Raw genomic sequence first — 17,115 nt, 5'->3', positions numbered from 1 at the left:
GGTCGGCGATTTGCACCGCCGACCCGCGTCCCCTGCCTGCAGCCGTCCCGGCCTCACATCGACCCGGCGGCCTCCTTGAGCTCCGCGTACGGCGCGAGCCTGCGGAGCGACTCGATGCTCCGCAGGCAGTCGTCCTTGCTCTCTTCCGGATCCCCGGTCACCACGACCGCCCCGTTGCTCGCCTTGAGCTGGAACCGGTGCATCCCGCTCTCGTCCGTATACAACTCGAACCTACCCGCCATGCCGGTTACTGCCTTCCACTCGGATGACCCCCTGGCACCGCACCGTAGGCGCGGCCCCGCCGTGTCGCCCGTCGGCCACGCCGTTCGAGTGGGCGCGGAACCGAGCGACGCGTGGGCGCCAGCGCGGCCCGGGCGGGGGGCGCCGGCCGGGATCACGGTGGCGGCGAGCGCGGGCGGCCGGGTCGGGTTCAGTCGCGACGGCGGCCGGCCATCCAGACGTAGACCAGGATCCCCGCGAAGAGGAACAGGACGCCCTGGTAGACGGCGCTGTAGCCGGCGCCGGCGAGGAGCCAGAGCGAGAATCCGAAGGCACCGAGTCCGAGGACGGCATCGCGGACGAGCCGGCCGTTGTCGACCCTGTCAGTGGCCCCGCGGACCAGCCAGTACAACTGGGCCGCGGTGGACAGCAGGTACGGGACGGTGGCGGTGAAGGCGGTGACCAGCACCAGGGTGTCGAACGCGCCCTTCGCGCCGCTGGCGAAGTCGAGGACGGTCAGCGCCGAGGCGAGGGCGACGCTCACCAGCACGCCGAAGGTCGGCACGCCGCGCCGCTCCTTGGCGAAGGCGGCCGGGAAGAGGCCGTCCTTGGCGGCCGCGTACGGCGCTTGGGCGGCCAGCAGGGTCCAGCCGTTGAGGGCGCCGGCCATCGAGACCAGGGCGGCGACGGCGATCAGGGTGCCGCCCCAGGTGCCACCGAACATGGCGTCCACGGCGTCCGAGAACGGCGCGGCGGAGTGGACCAGTTGCCCGTGCGCGACGGTGCCGAAGACCGCGAGCGTGCCCAGCAGGTAGACCACCGCGGCACCGGTGGTGCCGAGCACGCTGGCCCGGCCGACGTTGCGCTCCGGGTCGCGGACCTTGCCCGCGCTCATCGCGGCCGACTCCACGCCGAGGTAGCTGAACAGCAGGATCGCCGCGGCGGCGGTCATGCCGCCCGCCCAGCCCTGGCCGTTCCCGTCGAAGGGGCCGAGGTTCTTCGGGTCGAAGAAGAACAGGCCGGCCGTCGAGACCAGCAGTAGCGGGATGAACTTCAGGACGGTGGAGACGAGTTGGACCGCTCCGACGTAGCGGGTGCCGGCCAGGTTCGCGAGCGCGGGCAGCCACTGGAAGGCCAGCGCGACGGCGATGCTGACCGCGGTGGAGTGGCCGACGGGCAGCAGTACGTCGAGGTAGCCGACGGCGGCCACGGCGAGCGCGGCGTTGCTGACCCAGGTGGTGATCCAGTACGACCAGGCGGACAGGAAGCCGGCGAAGTCCCCGAAGGCCTCGCGGGCGTAGACGTACGGCCCGCCGGTGCGCGGGTTGCGGTGCGCCAACTGCCCGAAGACCAGCGCCAGCGCGATCGCGCCCACGGTGAGCACCGCGAAGGAGAGCAGGCTGACCGTCCCGAACGGCGCCACCGCGGCCGGGATCATGAAGATGCCGCCGCCGATGATGTTGCCCATCACCAGGGCGGTGGCGGTCGCCAGCCCGAAGCGCCCGTTCGTCGAAGGGGTGGAGTCGGCCGGGGCCGGGATCGCCGGGCCGCTCGGTCGGGTCGCCTGCCGGGGTGCGGCGGGGCTGGTCTGCATGAGGGTGGTGCGCCTTTCGTGGTCCTGCGTCGTGCTGTGCGGCGCCGCCTGGTCCTGTGGGTCCTGCGGCTCCTGCTCGCGCTCGGTGGAGCGACCGTTCATGCTCGGCCCGCGCGGCACCTTGCACCAAATCGACGTGATTTGTTCAGTTTGCCCGCCGCCCCACCGCAAGTCTTACGGTGGGGCGACGGCCGGACAGGCACTCGTCCGGCGGGTTCGGCAGGGCCGCCACCGGCCCGCCCCGGACGGTCCGGGTTCGTCCAGCCGGGGGAGTTGCCTCACCCGAATAACCCCAGCCCGGTTGCGGCGCGCGCCCGGATGCGGGATTCGTGTGCCAACGTTGGCGCGGCGCCTCCCCGGTGGGGCGCAGCCCAGTCCGCCAGGCGGCCGAACCGGCCGTTCGGGCACGTGGGTTGAGGACCAGAGACGAACCAAAAGGACATCAGATGTCGCTTCGTGGGAAGATCCGCAAGCTCGCCGTGATCGTTGCCGTGGCCGGTGCCGTCGTGGCGGTCCCGACCTCGGCGATGGCGTGGGGCCACGCGCCGGTTCAGTCGTCGTCGGGGGAGCGCCTGGAGTCCGGCTCCGCGGGCGTCGGCCTGTTCGGCCCCCACGCCAGCTGGCTCAACTTCGCCGAGCACAGCCAGAGCGACTGCGACTGCTGATCCCTCCGTCCCCGAGCCCGGAGGCCGCCCGTCGGCCCCCGGGCTCACGGCTGCCCGGCCCCTCGGGCTCACCGTTGCTGGTCCGGCTCACTCCGGCTCAGCGGTGTTCGATCGGCGGAGCCTCCGCGATCCGACCGGGCCGGGAGAGCCGGCCGGGCCACCACATGTGCCGATCCAGGTCCATGGTCAGCGCGGTGACCAGCACCGAGCGCACCACCAGGGTGTCGAGCAGCACGCCCAGGGCCACCGCGAAGCCGATCTCGGCGAAGGCCACCAGCGGCAGGGTGCCGAGCACGGCGAAGGTGCCGGCCAGGATCAGTCCGGCCGAGGTGATCACCCCGCCGGTGGCCGACAGCCCTTTCAACGCCCCTTGCCGGGTGCCGTGTTGGGCGGACTCCTCCCGGACCCGGGTCATCAGGAAGATGTTGTAGTCGATTCCCAGCGCGACCAGGAAGATGAAGACGAACAGCGGGAACGCGTTGTCCTGGCCCTGGAAGTGGAAGACGTTCGCGAAGAAGAACACGCTGATCCCGAGCGCCGCCGCGTACGACAGCACCACGGTCGCGATCAGCACCAGCGGCGCGGTGACGGCCCGCAGCAGGACGGCCAGGATCAGCAGCACCACGCCGAGGACCAGCGGGATGATCGCCCGGTTGTCGCTCCCGGCGGCGCGCCCGGCGTCCAGCACCACGGCGGTGCTGCCGCCGACCTTGGCGTCCGTGCCCGGTACGGCGTGCACGGCGGTCCGCACCCGGTCGACGGTGTCCTTGGCGGCCTGGCTGTCCGGCGGGTCGGTGAGCGTGGCCTGGAACAGCGCCCGCCCGTCGTGGACGACCGGTGGCGTGGTGGCCGCCACTCCGGTCGCAGCCCGGGCGACCTCCCGGACGGCCGGGGCGCCGGCGGCGGTGGAGATGATGGTGAGCGGCGCGCCCGTACCACCGGGGAAGTGCTGTTCCAGCACCTGCTGGCCGGCCACCGAGTCCGGTTTGCCGGTGAAGGTGCCGGCGGTGCCGAGGCCGTTGGCGTCGAGCGAGACCAGCCCGACGCAGCAGGCCGCGAGCGCCAGCGCCGTCCCCGCCCACACCTTGCGCGGCCGTCGGCCGATCCAGGCCCCGATGTGCGCCCAGCGACCGGTCCTGGTCGGTTCCGGGGTGCCGTACCCGGGCCGGACCGGCCAGAACACCCAGCGGCCGAGGATGACCAGCAGCGCGGGCAGCAGGGTGAGCATGGCCAGCAGGGCGACCAGGATGCCGATCGCGCAGACCGGGCCGAGGCCGCGGGTGGAGTTCATCTCGGCGATCAGCAGGCAGAGCATGGACGCGACGACGGTGGCGGACGAGGCGAGGATGGCGGGCCCGGCCCGGTGCAGGGCGAAGGCCATCGCCTCGTGCCGGTCCTGGTGGCGCCGCAGTTCCTCGCGGTAACGGGCGGTGAGCAGCAGCGCGTAGTCCGTCCCCGCGCCGAGCACCAGGACGATCAGGATGCCTGCGCTCTGCGCGTTGACGGTCAGGCCGGCGTGCTTGGCGAGCAGGTAGATGAAGGCCTCGGAGGCGGTCAGCGCGCCGGCCGCCGAGACCAGCGGCAGGAGCCACAGCACCGGGCTGCGGTAGGTGAGCAGCAGCAGGATGACGACGACGCTGACGGTGGCGGCGAGCAGGGAGCTGTCGATGCCCGCGAATGCCTCGGCCTGGTCGGCGCCGACCCCGCCCGGGCCGGTGACGTGGGTGGACATGCCGTGGCTGTCGGCGGCGGCGGTGCGGCGCAACTGGTCGACGGCGGGTTTCAGGTCGTTCCAGCCGTTGCTGCCGATGTCGATCGGCACGACGGTCTGCATCGCCTGGCCGTCGGCGGAGACCACCGGGCCGACCACCGGACCGACGACGTGCGGTACCGCGGCGAACCCGACGGCCTCGCGTCCGGCCTCGGCCCGGTCGGCGGGAGTGATGCCGCCGCTCCGCTGGTACACCACGACGGCCTGGGCGGTGTCCACCGGCTGGAAGGCCCGCTGCTCGTTCAGCACCCGGGTGGACTCGGCGCTGCCGGGCAGCCAGCTGGAGGCCTGGTTGTCCTCGGCGCTCATGAGCTTGCCGGCCAGCGGGCCGACGGCCAGCAGCAGCACCAGCCACACGGCGAGCACCACCCACTTGCTGCGGCGTCCGCACGGCAGCGCGGCGAGTTTCCGGGCGGAAGACATGACGGACCCCCTGGACGGCCAGGCAGCGAACTCGTTCCAGCCTCCCACCGGCCCTGCCATCCGGCAGCTTCAGCCGGGGACGGCTAACCGCTTCCGCTGCCGCACACCCGGGTCGCAGCAGGCAGCCCGCAGCCCTCGGCCCGTACGGCCTCAGGCCGGGACCGCCGCCCGCTCGCGCAGTTCCTTCAGCACCGTGATGTCCAGCGCGTGCCCCGTGCCGTCCCCGCCGTGCTTGCGGTCCGGGGTCTCCACCAGCAGCGGCACGCCGGCCGTCTCCGGGTGTTCGAACAGCTCGCGGAACGGCTCGGCGCCGATCATCCCGGCGCCGATGTTGGCGTGCCGGTCCTTGCGGGCGCCGACGACGTCCTCCGAGTCGTTGGCGTGGATCAGCCGCAGCCGGCCGGGACCGGCGGCGGAGGCCAGGGCGTCAAGTGCGGCCGTCACCCCGCCGGGCTCCGCCAGGTCGTGCCCGGCGGCGAAGGCGTGGCAGGTGTCGAGGCAGATCCCCACCTTCGGGTGGCCGTCCAGCGCCGCCACGTACTCGGCGAGTTCCTCCAGCCGGGAGCAGAGCGAGTTGCCCTGGCCGGCGGTCGGCTCCAGCAGCAGCCAGGGCGCGTCGTCGCCGAGCGCGTCGAGCTCGTCCAGCAGCGGCCGGACGTCCTCGCGGACCTGCGCCATCGCCTCGGCCCGGCGCGAGCCGCCGCCGGGCGCCGCGCCGACCGCCGAGCCGGTGTGCAGCACGACGCCGAGTGCGCCGATGGCGTGGCCGCGGCGCAGCGAGTGCCGCAGCGAGGCGGCCGAGCGCTCGCGGGTGGCCGGGTTGTCCGAGCCGAAGTTGATCAGGTACGGGGCGTGCACCCAGGCCGGGATGCCCCGGTCGGCGCACGCGGTGCGGAACTCCTCGTCCTGCGCCGGGTTGCCCGGGGGAGTGGCCCAGCCGCGCGGGTTGGCCACGAACACCTGCACCGTCTCGGCGCCGACCCGCCGCGCGTACGCCAGGCCCGTCCCGGCCAGTCCCCGGGCGGCCACCGGGACGTGGGCGCCGATCGGGTTGCGGACGGTGGCGAGGAGCGGTGCGGGCGCGGTGGTCATGGCCCCGAGGATGCCACGCGGCCGGCCGGTGGCGCCGAGCGGGCCGCTGCGGGGTCGGGTAGGGGGCCCGCCAGAGCTCTGACGAAACGATCCTCTGTACTCGATCGAGTGAATTCGGAGCTAAAGCCGCGATCTGTGGCACCCGGTTCCGTCACGATCCGTGACCACGTGGACTCCGCGTCCCCTGAGGAGGCAGCCGTGACCACCGCCGATCCCGTCGAGACCGCCGACCCCGTCGACCTGCGCGCCGACCACCTGATCCGCGACCCCTTCACCGCCTTCGCCGAACTGCGCGAACGCACGCCGCTCGCCCGCGCCACCATCCCCGGCGTGGACCCGTTCTGGATCGCCGTCCGCTACCAGGACGTCCGCACCGTGCTGTCCGACCCGCGCTTCGCCAACAACGTGGACACCGTGGACGCAGCGGATGACACCGACCACACCACCGACCACACCACCGACCACGCCGACGCCCCGACAAGCCAGACAGCCCCGACCCCCACCCACCGCACCGAGCAGGTCTGGCGCGCCCGCGGCATGCCGCCCGAGTGCGCGAAGTACCTGCGCGCCGGCGTCTTCGACGCGGACGGTGCCCGGCACCGCCGGATGCGCGGCCTGGTGCACCCCGCCTTCACGGCCGGTGCGGTGGAGCGCTTGCGCCCCCGGATCGAACGGCTCGCCGAGGAGCGCGCCCGGGCGCTGCCCGAGCACGCCGACGCGGACGGCGTGGTCGACCTGGTCGCCCACTTCGCCTACCCGCTGGCCGTCACGGTGATCTGCGAACTGCTGGGCATCCCCGAGCCCGACCGCCCGCGGTGGCGCCGCTGGAGCTCCTACCTCGGCCGGGGCGCCGGACCCGGCCTGGACGAGGCGCTGCGCGCCATGGTGGCCGCCGCCCGCGAGCTGGTCGATCGCCACCGTGCCGAGCCGGCCGAGGGGCTGCTCTCCCAGCTGGCCGCCGCCGAGGGCGACACCCTCGACCCGGTCGAGACCGTCTCGCTGATCCTCAACCTGATCGTGGCCGGCCACGAGACCACGGCCACCCTGATCGGCAACGGCACGGCCGCGCTGCTCGCCCACCCCGAACAGCTGGCGCTGGTCCGCGCCGATCCCGGCCTGCTGCCCGCCGCCGTCGACGAGCTGATGCGCTGGTGCGGGCCGACCATCGGCGGGGTGCCGCGCTACGCCACGGAGGACCTCACCCTGGCGGGCACCCTGATCCGAAGGGGCGAGGCGGTGGTGCCGATCCTTGCCGGGGCCAACCACGACCCGCGGGTCTACCCCGAGCCGGAGCGCCTGGACGTCCGCCGCGCAAGCGCGCCTGACCGTGCCGGACAGCGTGCCGGAGAGCACGGCGAGCAGCACGCCGGACCGCACGGCGGCCACCAGGGCGGCCACCATGACGCGCACCTCGGCTTCGGCCACGGGGCCCACCGCTGCCTCGGTGCGGCGCTGGCCCACGAGGAGGCGGTGGTCGCCTTCGGCGCGCTGCTGCGGACATATCCGCAGCTGGACCTCGCGGTAGGCCCGGAGGCCGTCGAGCGCGGCCCGAACCCGGCGGCCTGGCACCTGGCCGCCCTGCCCGTACGCCTCGGACCGCAGGCGCCCGCCGCCGAGGGCTGAGACGGGCACCGAACCCGTCCGCCACCACCGCGCCCGACCGCACCCGCGGTCGGGCGCGTCGTCGCATCCGGCCGCCGCGCGCCACGCCGGGCCGTCCTGCGCCCGGCCGACGCCCCGTCAGTCCCGCAGCCCAGCCCTGGTGGCGGCCCCACCCGGGCGCCCATACCGTCGACTCGGCCGTACCCACCGGCCGTCACCGCCCGCACACAGTGCGTCAGACCACCTCACCGGCCCCGTGCCGGACGCCACGACACCCGCCCCGCCCACCTCCCCTCCCGCATTCCGCTCCCAGTCCCTCCCACCGCCCCGCACACCGCGCGCGCCGAAAGACAGGTCACCACTCATGCCCACGCGTCGGGTCCACCACCTCGCCGCGGCCACGGCCGCCGCCACCGCCCTGACCACCGCCTTCGCCACCCTCGCCACCGTGGCCGCCATGCCCGCGGCCCAAGCCGTCGACCTCGGCCCGCTGCACGTCGTCCAGCCGGGCGAATCGATTCAGCGGGCGGTCGACTCCGCCCGGCCGGGCGACACCGTCCTGCTGTCCCCCGGCACCTACCGGGGCAGCGTCCGCATCACCACCCGCGGCCTGACCCTGCGGGGAGCCGGCCCGACCACCGTGATCACCCCCGGCGACGGTACGGAGAACGCCTGCGCCACCGCCGGGCACGGAATCTGCGTGGTCGGCACGGAGCAGAACCCGCTGTCCGACGTCACGATCGAGTCCCTGGCCGTCACCGGCTTCCACAAGAACGGCATCGACGCCAGCGGCACCACCGGCCTGACCGTCCGCCGCACCTACGTCCACGACAACGCCCAGCAGGGCATCAGCCAGGAGATGTCCACCCGGGCCGCCATCATCGGCAACCGTTCGACCGACAACGGCCAGTCCGGCGTCTTCCTCGCCAACTACGCCTACCGGGAGGGCGGCGCGCCCGACACCGGGGGCACCGTGGTGGAGGGCAACGAGCTGACCGGGAACCGGGTCGGTGTCACCGTCCGCCGGCTGCGCGGGCTGGCCGTCCAGGGCAACGACGTCAGCGGCAACTGCGGGGGCATCTTCGTGGTCGGCGACGAGGGTGTGCCCCGTGCCGGAGACCTGGACGTCCGGCGCAACTCGGTCGTCGCCAACAACAAGTTCTGCCCGGCCAACCCGCGCCTGGGCGCCATCCAGGGCGCCGGCATCGTGCTCACCGGCACCGAGGACACCCGGGTCACCGACAACGAGGTCCACGACAACGTGGGCACCTCGGACTTCTCCGGCGGCATCGTCCTCTTCAAGAGCGCCGTCGGCGTCTCCAACGCCCGGGCGTCGATCACCGACAACCGCCTGAGCGGCAACGGCCCGGCCGACCTCGCCGACCGCGACACCGGCACCGGTACCGGTACCACCTTCGCCCGCAACACCTGCGAGCGCTCCGAACCGTCCGGCCGCTGCTGACCACCCGGCAAGCACCCCGCAGCACGCCACGCCCGATCCCACGAGGACTCCGAGGACCCGCCCATGACCACCGCACCCGTCCACACCAGTCCGCAGGCCGCGATGCGCCTGCGCGAGCTCGTCTTCGGCGCCGCCTGCGCCGCAGCCGTCCGCGCGGCCGCCCGGCTCGGTGTCGCCGACGCACTCGGCGACACCCCGACCACCGTCACCGACCTCGCCGCCGCCCTCGACACCGAGCCCCGCCAGCTGCGCCGCCTGCTGCGCGCGCTCACCTGCTACGGCATCTTCGCCGAGACCGGCGACGACCGCTTCGAGCACACCGAGATGTCCCGCCTGCTGCGCGAGGACGCGCCCAACTCCCTGCGCTACATCTCCCTCTGGTGCACCGAGCCGTGGACCTGGGAGGCCTGGCCGAAGCTGGACGAGGCAGTCCGCTCCGGCCGCAACGTCTTCCCCGAGCTGTTCGGCAAGGAGTTCTTCGACTACCTGCACAGCGACGGCGGCGACTCGGCGAAGGTCTTCGACAAGGCGATGACGACCTCCAGCCGGCAGTCCGCCCGGGACTTCGCCGACTACCTGGACCTCACCGGCGTCGACTCGGTGGCCGACATCGGCGGCGGTCAGGGCCACGTGCTGGCGAGTCTGCTGGAGAAGCACCCGGCGCTGCACGGCACCCTGCTCGACCTGCCGAGGGTCGTCGCCGGCGCCGACCCCCGGCTGCGGGACGGCGGCTCCTTCTCCGCGCGCGCCCGACTGGTGCCGGGCGACTGCCGGGTGGACATCCCGGTCCGCGCCGACCTCTACATCATCAAGAACATCCTGGAGTGGGACGACGACAGCACCCGCCGCACCCTCGCCAACGTGGTGAAGGCGGCCCGCCCCGGCGCCCGCGTCGTGGTGGTGGAGAACCTGGTCGACAACAGCCCGTCGATGCGTTTCACCACCGCGATGGACCTGATGCTGATGCTCAACGTCGGCGGCGCCAAGCACTCCGAGGAGAGCATGGTCCGGCTGATGGAGGAGGCCGGTCTGACGGTCACCGAGGTCTGCCCGGTCAACCCCTACCTGCACGCCTTCGAGGCCGCCGTGCGCGGCTGACCTCCGTCTACGAGGCGCACCCGACACGACCGCCGGCTCGCTGGGGAACCAGGGAGCCGGCGGTCGTGGTGGTGCGTGCGCCGGGTCAGGCCTTGTGCGAGGACTCCAGGTGCGCGAAGACCACCACGTTGTCCAGGTAGTCCCGCCGCTTCTTGTCGTACGTGCCGCCGCAGGTGATCAGCCGCAGCTGGGCGTCGGGCGTCTTGCCGTACACCTTCTTGTCGGGGAAGGCGTCCTTGGCGAAGGTCTCGACCGCGTCCACCGAGAACACCGCGACGGTGCCGTCCGCGCGGCTCACCTCGACCTTGTTGCCCGGCAGCAGCAGGCTCAGCAGCAGGAACACCGCCGGGCCCTTGGTGGTGTCCACGTGCCCGGCGACGACGGAGCTGCCGCGCTCGCCCGGGGTCACGCCGTCCCGGTACCAGCCGACCAGGTTCTTGTCGTCCGGCGGCGGCGCGTTGAGCTGGCCGGCCGGGTTGAGGGTCAGCTCGGTGAACGGCGCGTCCACGGCGATCTGCGGGATCCGCAGCCGGGTCGGCTTGGAGGGCTTGAGCGGCGGCGCCGCGGGGGCCCCGGGCGCCGCCGCGCCCGCGGCGGGAGCGGCGGCGGGCGACGCCCCGGGGACGGCCGACGCGGTGGCCGCCGGGGGCGCGGCCTGGGTGGCCACCGCGTCCGTGCTCGGCTCGGTGTCCACCGAGTTGTAGATCAGCAGCAGCCCGACCGCTGCCGCGCCCATCCCCGCGCGCAGCAGCCGGGGCATTCCAGAGGCGGGACCGCCCGTCATTCCTGTCCTCCGCTCAACCGGTTCCGCGACGGCCCGCCGCCCCCGGCGCGCCCCGCCCTGGTGGGGGAGCGCCCGGAGGCGGCGGAAGCACGGTGTGGTGCGTTGGTGCGTCGGTGCGTCAGGCGATCGCACCGGAGGTGCGGCGGCCGCGGCGCAGGGCGACGGCACCGGCCCCGAGGCCGCCGAGCAGCAGCACCGCGCCGGAGGCGAGCCCGCCGCCGGACAGCGACAGGCCACCGCCACCGGTGTGCACGCCGCCGTGCGGGGCCTTGGTGTCCTCGTCCTTGGCCTCGGTGCCCTTGTGTTCCCCGGAGCCCTTGTGCTCGTCGGTGCCCTTGTGCTCGTCGGTGCCCTTGTGCTCCTCGGAGGCGGCGCTGCCGCCCTTCTTGTCGTCGTAGCCCTTCGAGGAGGTGTCGGAGGGGCTCTTGCTGTCGGGCTTGTCCTGCTTCTCCTGCCAGGTGAGGTTCTTGCCCTGGTCGGAGGAGGAGCCGTCGGCGAAGGCCATGGGAGTACCGACGGTCAGGACGGCGGCGACGGCCGCCCCGGCGAGCAGCGTGCGTGCAGAACGCATGAGGATGATCCTTCCGGCGCGCGGACTCGCGACTGCCGGCACGGTGCCGGGCAAGGGGACTCGCGAGGAGTGCGCCTGATCCACCGTCAACCACCCTGCGGCCGCCTGCCACCGGAGCGTGGCAGTGCCGGTACGGAGTGTGCGCCCTTCGAGTGGAGTCCCGGGTGTGTTCACCCGGGTGGCCGAGCGGTCCGAGTGAACCGGTAGAACCGGAACGCGCGCTCTCCCCGGCCCGGGGCGCCACCCGGCCCGGGGCAGCACATGGGCCCGCCCCCGGCGCACGGCCGGGGGCGGGCCCAGAAACGGAACCCGGGTGTCCGGGGCGGGATCAGCGGTCCCAGCGGTAGAACTCCCGCGCCATGGCGTCCTTCGGCTCGCGCCAGGTGGCCGGGTCGTAGGCCTGGACGAAGGCGGTCAGGCGGTCGCTGACGGACCGGAACTCGGGGTGCCCGACGACCTTGGCGACGGCCGGCCCCGGCGGGCGGTCGGCCTCGATCAGGTGCAGGTAGACGTCGCCGAACTGGAAGAGGCTGCGGCCGGTCACGCCGATCAGGTGCGGCAGTTCGCCCTGGTCGGACTCGGCGAACACGTCGGCGATGTCCGGCGCCGCCTCGGGCTTCATCCGGGCGACGATCAGGGCCCGGTGCATCCCGCTCACAGCTCCGCCGCCCGCTTCTCGACCTTCTCGCGGATCAGCTGCATCTGGATCCGCGAGTTCCTGTTGATGTGCTCGACCATGCCCTCGTCGTCCACCGGGGCGGTGGGCTTCATGGCGAAGTCCTGGATCCAGCGCATCTTCGTGCCGGCCGGTACTTCCGCGTACTCCCAGCGGATGTCCATGAACTCGAACGGGCCGGGTTCGACCCGGCGGGCGCGCACTGCCAGCGAGGACTTGTCGGTGGTGCGCTCTGAGACCCAGCTCCACACCTGGCCGTTCTCGTCCGGGTGCATGGTGAGCCGGAACTGCACGCAGTCGCCGTCGCGCTCCAGGACCTCGACCGAGGCGTACTCGCTGAAGAGGTCCGGCCAGTTCTCCAGGTCGTTGGTGATCTCCCAGACCAGGTCGAGCGGTGCGGCGATGACGATCTCGTTGTCGGTGTGTCCGGACATCTCAGGCACCAGCCTTCGCGGCGAGGGAAGTGTTGACCAGCTGCAGGAACTCGGCCGGGGACTTGGCGGACTCGGCGCCCGAGGTGACCTTGAGGCTGTGCCGGTTCTCCAACTCGCCGACGACGCCGAGCAGTCCGAGCGAGTCGACGCCGAACTCGTCGAACTGCGCGCCCGGCCGCTCCAGGGCGCTCGGCTCGACGGTGACGCCGGCCCGGGCCTGCAGCAGGGCGGCGAGCTCCGGATAACTGAGGGTGTTGCTCACGGGGGTGTCCCTTCTCGGGGGTGAAACGGGGTGAAATGGGGTGAAACGGGATGGCACGGGTGGACCGGGCGGTGGTGCGCGGAGCGCGGTTCAGGGCCGCTCGCCGCGCCGGAGCACCAGCGCGGAGTTGGAGCCCATCAGCCCGCGGCTGAGCACCAGGGCGGTGCGCAGCTCGGCCGGGCGGGCGCGCCCGGTGACGAGGGCGAGGTCGTGGCAGACCTCGGTGACGTTGGGGGTGGGCGGCAGGACGCCGTCCTCCATGGCCAGGACGGCGGCGGTCGCGTCCAGCAGCGGGGCGCCGCAATAGGCCCGCCCCGTACCGGCCTTGGGCGCGGTGACCGGGACGCGTTCGGCGGCCGGGCCGAGCGCGTCGGCCAGCGCCAGCGCCTCCGCCCGGTCGGCGGCCGGGACGCCCAGCGCGTCCGCGAAGACCACGTCGATCTCCTCGGGCGCGAGCCGGGCCTCGTCCAGCGCGACCCGGATCGCGGCGGCCAGCCCCTCGCGGGACTCCTCCCAGCGGGAGGCGCCGGTGAAGGTGGCGCCGTGCCCGGCCAGGTGGGCCCGGATGGTGGCGCCGCGCCGCCGGGCGGCCTGCTCGTCCTCCATCAGCAGCATCGCGCCGCCCTCGGCGGGGGCGAAGCCGCAGGCCTGCGCGGTGAACGGCAGGTAGGCCTGGTCGGCCCGCTCGGCCAGGCTGAGCTCGGGGTAGCCGAGCTGGCAGACCATCGAGTACGGCGCCAGCGGGGCCTCGGCGGCGCCGACCACCACCGCGTCGGTGCCGCGGGCGATCGAGCGGCCGGCGTGCGCGAGGGCGTCCAGGCCGCCGGCCTCGTCGCTGGCGACCACCCCGCACGGGCCCTTGTAGCCGCCGCGGATCGAGATCTGGCCGGTGCTGGCCGCGTAGAACCAGGCGATGGACTGGTAGGGGCCGACGAACTTCGGTCCCTGGCCCCAGAGTTGCTGGAGCTCGCGCTGGCCGAACTCGCCGCCGCCGGAGCCGGCCGCGGTGACCACGCCGACCGCGAAGGGATGGTCGGCGTCGGGCCGGAAGCCCGCGTCCGCCACCGCCAGGTCGGCGGCGGCCATCGCGTAGTGCGTGAAGCGGTCGGTCTGCACCAGGTAGCGGTTGTCGATCGCCGACTGCGGTTCGAAGTCCTGCACCTGGCCCGCGATCCTGAGCGGAAGCCCGGTGCAGCCCTCGCGGGAGATCCGGTCGAGGACGCTCACGCCCTGCCGGGTGGCCTTCCAGAAGGCGTCGGCCCCGACACCGTTCGGCGCCACCACGCCGAGGCCGGTGATGACCGCCCGGCGGCCCTGCTGACGTGACGTCATGGAACTCACCCCGTTCTGTTGAGCACGACGGCGGACTGGAATCCGCCGAATCCGCTGCCGACCGAGAGGATGTGGCTCAGCGGCAGCTCGCGCGCGGTGCGCGGCACGTAGTCGAGGTCGCACTCCGGGTCCGGAGTCTCGTAGTTGGCGGTCGGCGGCACGACGCCGTGGGCGAGCGCCAGGGTGCAGGCGACCACCTCGATGGCGCCGATGGCGCCGAGCGAGTGCCCGACCATCGACTTGATCGAGCTCATCGGGGTCTCGAAGGCGTGCGCGCCCAGCGAGCGCTTGACCGCGGCGGTCTCGTGGCGGTCGTTCTGCTTGGTGCCCGAGCCGTGCGCGTTGACGTAGTCGACGTCGGTGCGGTCGACCCGGGCGTGGGCGAGCGCGTGGTCGATCGCCCGGGACATCTCCAGCCCCTCCGTGGTGAGGCCGGTCATGTGGTACGCGTTGCCGAAGGTGGCGAAGCCGCCGAGCTCGCCGTAGATCCGGGCTCCGCGGCGGCGGGCGTGCTCCAGTTCCTCGAGCACCAGGACGGCGCCGCCCTCGCCGAGGACGAAGCCGTCGCGGTCGGCGTCGAAGGGCCGGGAGGCGTGCTGCGGGTCGTCGTTGCGCTCGCTGGTGGCCTTGATGGCGTCGAAGCAGGCGACGGTGATCGGCGAGATCGGGGAGTCGGAGGCGCCGGCGATGCAGATGTCGGCGCGGCCCTCCTCGACGGCCTGGAAGCCGTAGCCGATCGCGTCCAGGCCGGAGGTGCAGCCGGTGGAGACGGTCTGCACCGGGCCGTGGGCGCCGGTCCGCTCCGCGACGGCGGAGGCCAGGGTGCTGGGCGCGAAGGCCCGGTGCAGCTGCGGCTCGGCCTGCCGGTGGTCGACGTCCCAGCGGGCGCCGGAGGCGCTGACCAGGGCGTAGTCGTGCTCCAACCGGGTGGTGCCGCCGACGGCGGTGCCCAGCGAGACGGCGATCCGCCACGGGTCCTCGGCGGCGAGGTCCAGGCCGGCGTCGGCGATCGCCTCGTCGGCCGCGACCATCGCGAACTGCACGTAGCGGTCCGCCCGTCGGACGTCCTCCGGGCTCAGGCCGTGGGCCGCCGGGTCGAAGTCGACTTCGGCGGCGATCCGGGAGCGGAACCCGGCGGGGTCGAAGAGCGTGATGCCCCGGGTCGCGGTGCGGCCGGTCGTGAGGAGCTCCCAGAACGCCGGGACGCCGACCCCGCCGGGCGCGACCACACCGATCCCGGTGACGGCGACGCGCCGGGTCACGAGGCCACCTTGGCGTGTTCCGGCGGCCCCGAGGCGGCGGTCTCCTCGGTGTCGACGTGGCCGAGTTCGGGGCGCGGCGCGAGCGGGCCGAGGTGGAAGACCATCCGGGCCTCGGTGTCGCCGACGTTGCGGAAGCGGTGGCGCATGTTGATCGGGATCATCAGGCCCTGGTTGGGTTTGAGCGGGCGGGCCTCCCCGTCCAGGTCCACCTCCAGGTCGCCGCAGACGACGAACACGAACTCCTCGGAGTACGGGTGGTAGTGCTCGCCGATCCGCTCGCCGGGCTGGACGATCGCCAGCCCCATGAAACCGCTGGTCGCCCCGCAGCTGGTCGGGGTGAGCATGGCGCGCAGGTCGCCGCCGCGCCGGCGGTTCTCCGGGGCCTCGTCGACGTTGACGATCCGTGGGTACTGCGTGGTCATGGTGGTCTTCCTCCGGGGAGCTGACGGATGACTGACGTGGCGTCAGTTGGCTTGGGGGTCGCTGGAGCTGCGGTCGGTGACCGGGTTCATGGCGCGGGCGGCGAGGAAGGCGCTGAGCCCGGCGACGCTGCGCAGGTCGCCCTGCGGCCCGAGGTCGAGCAGGCCGGCGAGCGCGGCCGCCTCGCGGTCGTCCGCCACGCCGAGCGCGGCCGCCGGGTCGGCCTCGGCCGGCACCCGCAGGTCGACCAGGCGCACCACCACGTCCTCGCGCTGGAAGACCGTGCCCGCCGCGACCGGACCGGTCGGGTCGGCGGTCGCCAGGTTGTCGAACTGGGCCAGCCGCTCGGCCACCGACTGGCCCTGGCCCGGGCGGACGGGGTAGAGCACCGCGTGCCGGTGCAGCCGGCCGGAAGCCGGGGAGCTGGCGATCGCCTGGTGCTTGGCGGGCAGCGCCGCCTTGGCGAAGAAGGCGCGGGCGGCCTGCGGGTCGCCCAGCTGGCGGGCTTCCTCCAGGTACGGGTTGATCGCCTCCTCGACGGCCCGCACCTCGGGCTGCATCGCCACGTGGCGCAGCGCGTCGCCGAGGTTGCCGACCACCTCGACGGCCCGCACCACCCGGTTGCCGTGCATGAACAGCGAGGTGCGGCGCAGCCGGGTGTGCTCGTCGACGTCGGCCTTCGGGGAGGCGTAGCCGGACAGGATCCGGGCCACCTCGGGCTCGGTGCCGGGCTTGACCGTGAAGGTCAGCGCGTGGCGGACCACGCCGTCCGGGCCCGGCTCGGCCTTCGGCGGGCCCATGTGCCCGGCGGGCGAGGTGCGCGGCAGCCCGGGCGGCACCTCCATCGGGGCGCGGGTGCCGGTGGAGCCGGCCGCCGAGGTCTGGCGCAGCACGGCGTAGCGCAGGGAGCGGAAGTTGTCGCTGACGCAGCCGTGCATCGGCTTGACCATCTCGCGGTGGGCCGGGCTGTCCACCCACTGCAGGAAGGTCTCCTGGTCCTCCCACTCGCTGGTGATCAGCCACTGGCGCGGGTCGTTGATCGACTGGCACAGCTGGTCGCTGACGTGGCCGGGGACCGAGGCCACCTGGTGGCGCAGCTGTTCGTAGACGTCGAGGAAGCGCTGCTGGGCGCCGTCCTGGATCTCCAGCATCAGCACCACGCGCAACCGGGTGTCGGACTCGGCGTGCTGCTTCGGCTGGGGTTCGGACAGAGTTGTCATGATCCACTTTCTGCTCTGGGCCGCACGCTGCGGGCCGTGTCGGCCGTGCCCGGCGGGTGCTCCCCGGCCTGGGAGGAGGTGCGACGGCGGTCGGCCCGGGCAGTCGGCGCCAGGCCTGAGGTCGATCGTGGGCGGCGCAGCGGGCGCGGCGCGAGATTTGCGGGCCATCCGGGCGAAGGGACGGCGCAGGCACCCTCGGGCGGGGGATGGAAGAGCGGGGCCCCGGCT

General features: G+C 73.6%; 17 protein-coding genes. 4 read left to right on the top strand and 13 right to left on the bottom strand.

Features of this window, described 5'->3' with window-relative positions; all coding sequences use genetic code 11:
• Window positions 1-53: 53 nt before the first annotated feature.
• Both AC0B61_RS21465 and AC0B61_RS21460 read right to left on the bottom strand, forming a co-directional pair.
• Window positions 54-242 carry a YegP family protein gene (locus AC0B61_RS21465; protein WP_471742309.1) on the bottom strand — a complete coding sequence of 63 codons (189 nt, stop codon included), beginning with the start codon at window positions 240-242 and terminating at the stop codon, window positions 54-56.
• A 188-nt stretch (window positions 243-430) separates the two neighbouring features.
• Entirely contained in the window at window positions 431-1,813 is a 1,383-nt protein-coding gene (locus tag AC0B61_RS21460) for an amino acid permease (protein ID WP_471742411.1), read from the bottom strand.
• Between the two features lie 446 nt (window positions 1,814-2,259).
• On the opposite strand from AC0B61_RS21460, the gene AC0B61_RS21455 reads away from it, so the two are divergent.
• Window positions 2,260-2,478 carry a hypothetical protein gene (locus AC0B61_RS21455; protein ID WP_471742308.1) on the top strand — a complete coding sequence of 73 codons (219 nt, stop codon included), beginning with the start codon at window positions 2,260-2,262 and terminating at the stop codon, window positions 2,476-2,478.
• A 97-nt stretch (window positions 2,479-2,575) separates the two neighbouring features.
• Here the strand turns inward: AC0B61_RS21455 and AC0B61_RS21450 are convergent, their stop codons facing one another.
• Together AC0B61_RS21450 and AC0B61_RS21445 are read right to left on the bottom strand one after the other, a co-directional pair.
• Entirely contained in the window at window positions 2,576-4,672 is a 2,097-nt protein-coding gene (locus AC0B61_RS21450; RefSeq protein WP_471742307.1) for an MMPL family transporter, read from the bottom strand.
• A gap of 150 nt (window positions 4,673-4,822) precedes the next feature.
• A complete protein-coding gene (locus AC0B61_RS21445) occupies window positions 4,823-5,764 on the bottom strand; it encodes a deoxyribonuclease IV (protein WP_471742306.1) in 942 nt (313 codons plus the stop codon).
• A 198-nt stretch (window positions 5,765-5,962) separates the two neighbouring features.
• Here AC0B61_RS21445 and AC0B61_RS21440 point away from each other — a divergent pair, with 198 nt between their 5' ends.
• From AC0B61_RS21440 to AC0B61_RS21430, 3 genes are all read left to right on the top strand, one after another.
• Window positions 5,963-7,387 (top strand): cytochrome P450 family protein, encoded by a 1,425-nt coding sequence (locus AC0B61_RS21440; RefSeq protein WP_471742305.1) that lies wholly within the window; start codon window positions 5,963-5,965, stop codon window positions 7,385-7,387.
• Window positions 7,388-7,730: 343 nt separating this feature from the next.
• The gene (locus tag AC0B61_RS21435) at window positions 7,731-8,828 is read left to right on the top strand and encodes a right-handed parallel beta-helix repeat-containing protein (RefSeq protein ID WP_471742304.1); all 1,098 of its coding nucleotides are present in this window, start codon (window positions 7,731-7,733) and stop codon (window positions 8,826-8,828) included.
• Window positions 8,829-8,891: 63 nt separating this feature from the next.
• Window positions 8,892-9,926, top strand: a complete 1,035-nt coding sequence (locus AC0B61_RS21430) for a methyltransferase (RefSeq protein ID WP_471742303.1) — start codon at window positions 8,892-8,894, stop codon at window positions 9,924-9,926.
• 85 nt (window positions 9,927-10,011) lie between these two features.
• Here AC0B61_RS21430 and AC0B61_RS21425 read toward each other — a convergent pair whose 3' ends face one another.
• The 9 genes from AC0B61_RS21425 to AC0B61_RS21385 form a co-directional block, all read right to left on the bottom strand.
• The gene (locus AC0B61_RS21425; protein ID WP_471742301.1) at window positions 10,012-10,710 is read right to left on the bottom strand and encodes a class F sortase; all 699 of its coding nucleotides are present in this window, start codon (window positions 10,708-10,710) and stop codon (window positions 10,012-10,014) included.
• A gap of 118 nt (window positions 10,711-10,828) precedes the next feature.
• Window positions 10,829-11,281 (bottom strand): hypothetical protein, encoded by a 453-nt coding sequence (locus tag AC0B61_RS21420; RefSeq protein ID WP_471742300.1) that lies wholly within the window; start codon window positions 11,279-11,281, stop codon window positions 10,829-10,831.
• A gap of 328 nt (window positions 11,282-11,609) precedes the next feature.
• Window positions 11,610-11,930, bottom strand: coding sequence for a TcmI family type II polyketide cyclase (locus tag AC0B61_RS21415; protein WP_471742410.1), 321 nt, complete (start codon window positions 11,928-11,930; stop codon window positions 11,610-11,612).
• A 5-nt stretch (window positions 11,931-11,935) separates the two neighbouring features.
• A complete protein-coding gene (locus AC0B61_RS21410) occupies window positions 11,936-12,391 on the bottom strand; it encodes an SRPBCC family protein (RefSeq protein ID WP_471742299.1) in 456 nt (151 codons plus the stop codon).
• Between the two features lies 1 nt (window position 12,392).
• Window positions 12,393-12,653, bottom strand: a complete 261-nt coding sequence (locus AC0B61_RS21405; RefSeq protein ID WP_471742298.1) for an acyl carrier protein — start codon at window positions 12,651-12,653, stop codon at window positions 12,393-12,395.
• 90 nt (window positions 12,654-12,743) lie between these two features.
• On the bottom strand, window positions 12,744-13,985 hold the full coding sequence (locus AC0B61_RS21400; protein WP_471742297.1) for a beta-ketoacyl synthase N-terminal-like domain-containing protein: 1,242 nt from the start codon (window positions 13,983-13,985) through the stop codon (window positions 12,744-12,746).
• A gap of 5 nt (window positions 13,986-13,990) precedes the next feature.
• Entirely contained in the window at window positions 13,991-15,247 is a 1,257-nt protein-coding gene (locus AC0B61_RS21395; RefSeq protein ID WP_471742296.1) for a beta-ketoacyl-[acyl-carrier-protein] synthase family protein, read from the bottom strand.
• Entirely contained in the window at window positions 15,244-15,669 is a 426-nt protein-coding gene (locus AC0B61_RS21390) for a cupin domain-containing protein (RefSeq protein WP_030239732.1), read from the bottom strand. The genes AC0B61_RS21395 and AC0B61_RS21390 overlap by 4 nt, the downstream gene beginning before the upstream one ends.
• A gap of 42 nt (window positions 15,670-15,711) precedes the next feature.
• Window positions 15,712-16,887 carry a SchA/CurD-like domain-containing protein gene (locus AC0B61_RS21385; protein ID WP_471742295.1) on the bottom strand — a complete coding sequence of 392 codons (1,176 nt, stop codon included), beginning with the start codon at window positions 16,885-16,887 and terminating at the stop codon, window positions 15,712-15,714.
• Window positions 16,888-17,115: the final 228 nt, after the last annotated feature.

The sequence above is a fragment of the Kitasatospora sp. NPDC023385 genome (assembly GCF_055664045.1).
The sequence above is the reverse complement of the archived record's forward strand: the minus strand, read 5'-3'. Positions and strand labels throughout refer to the sequence as shown.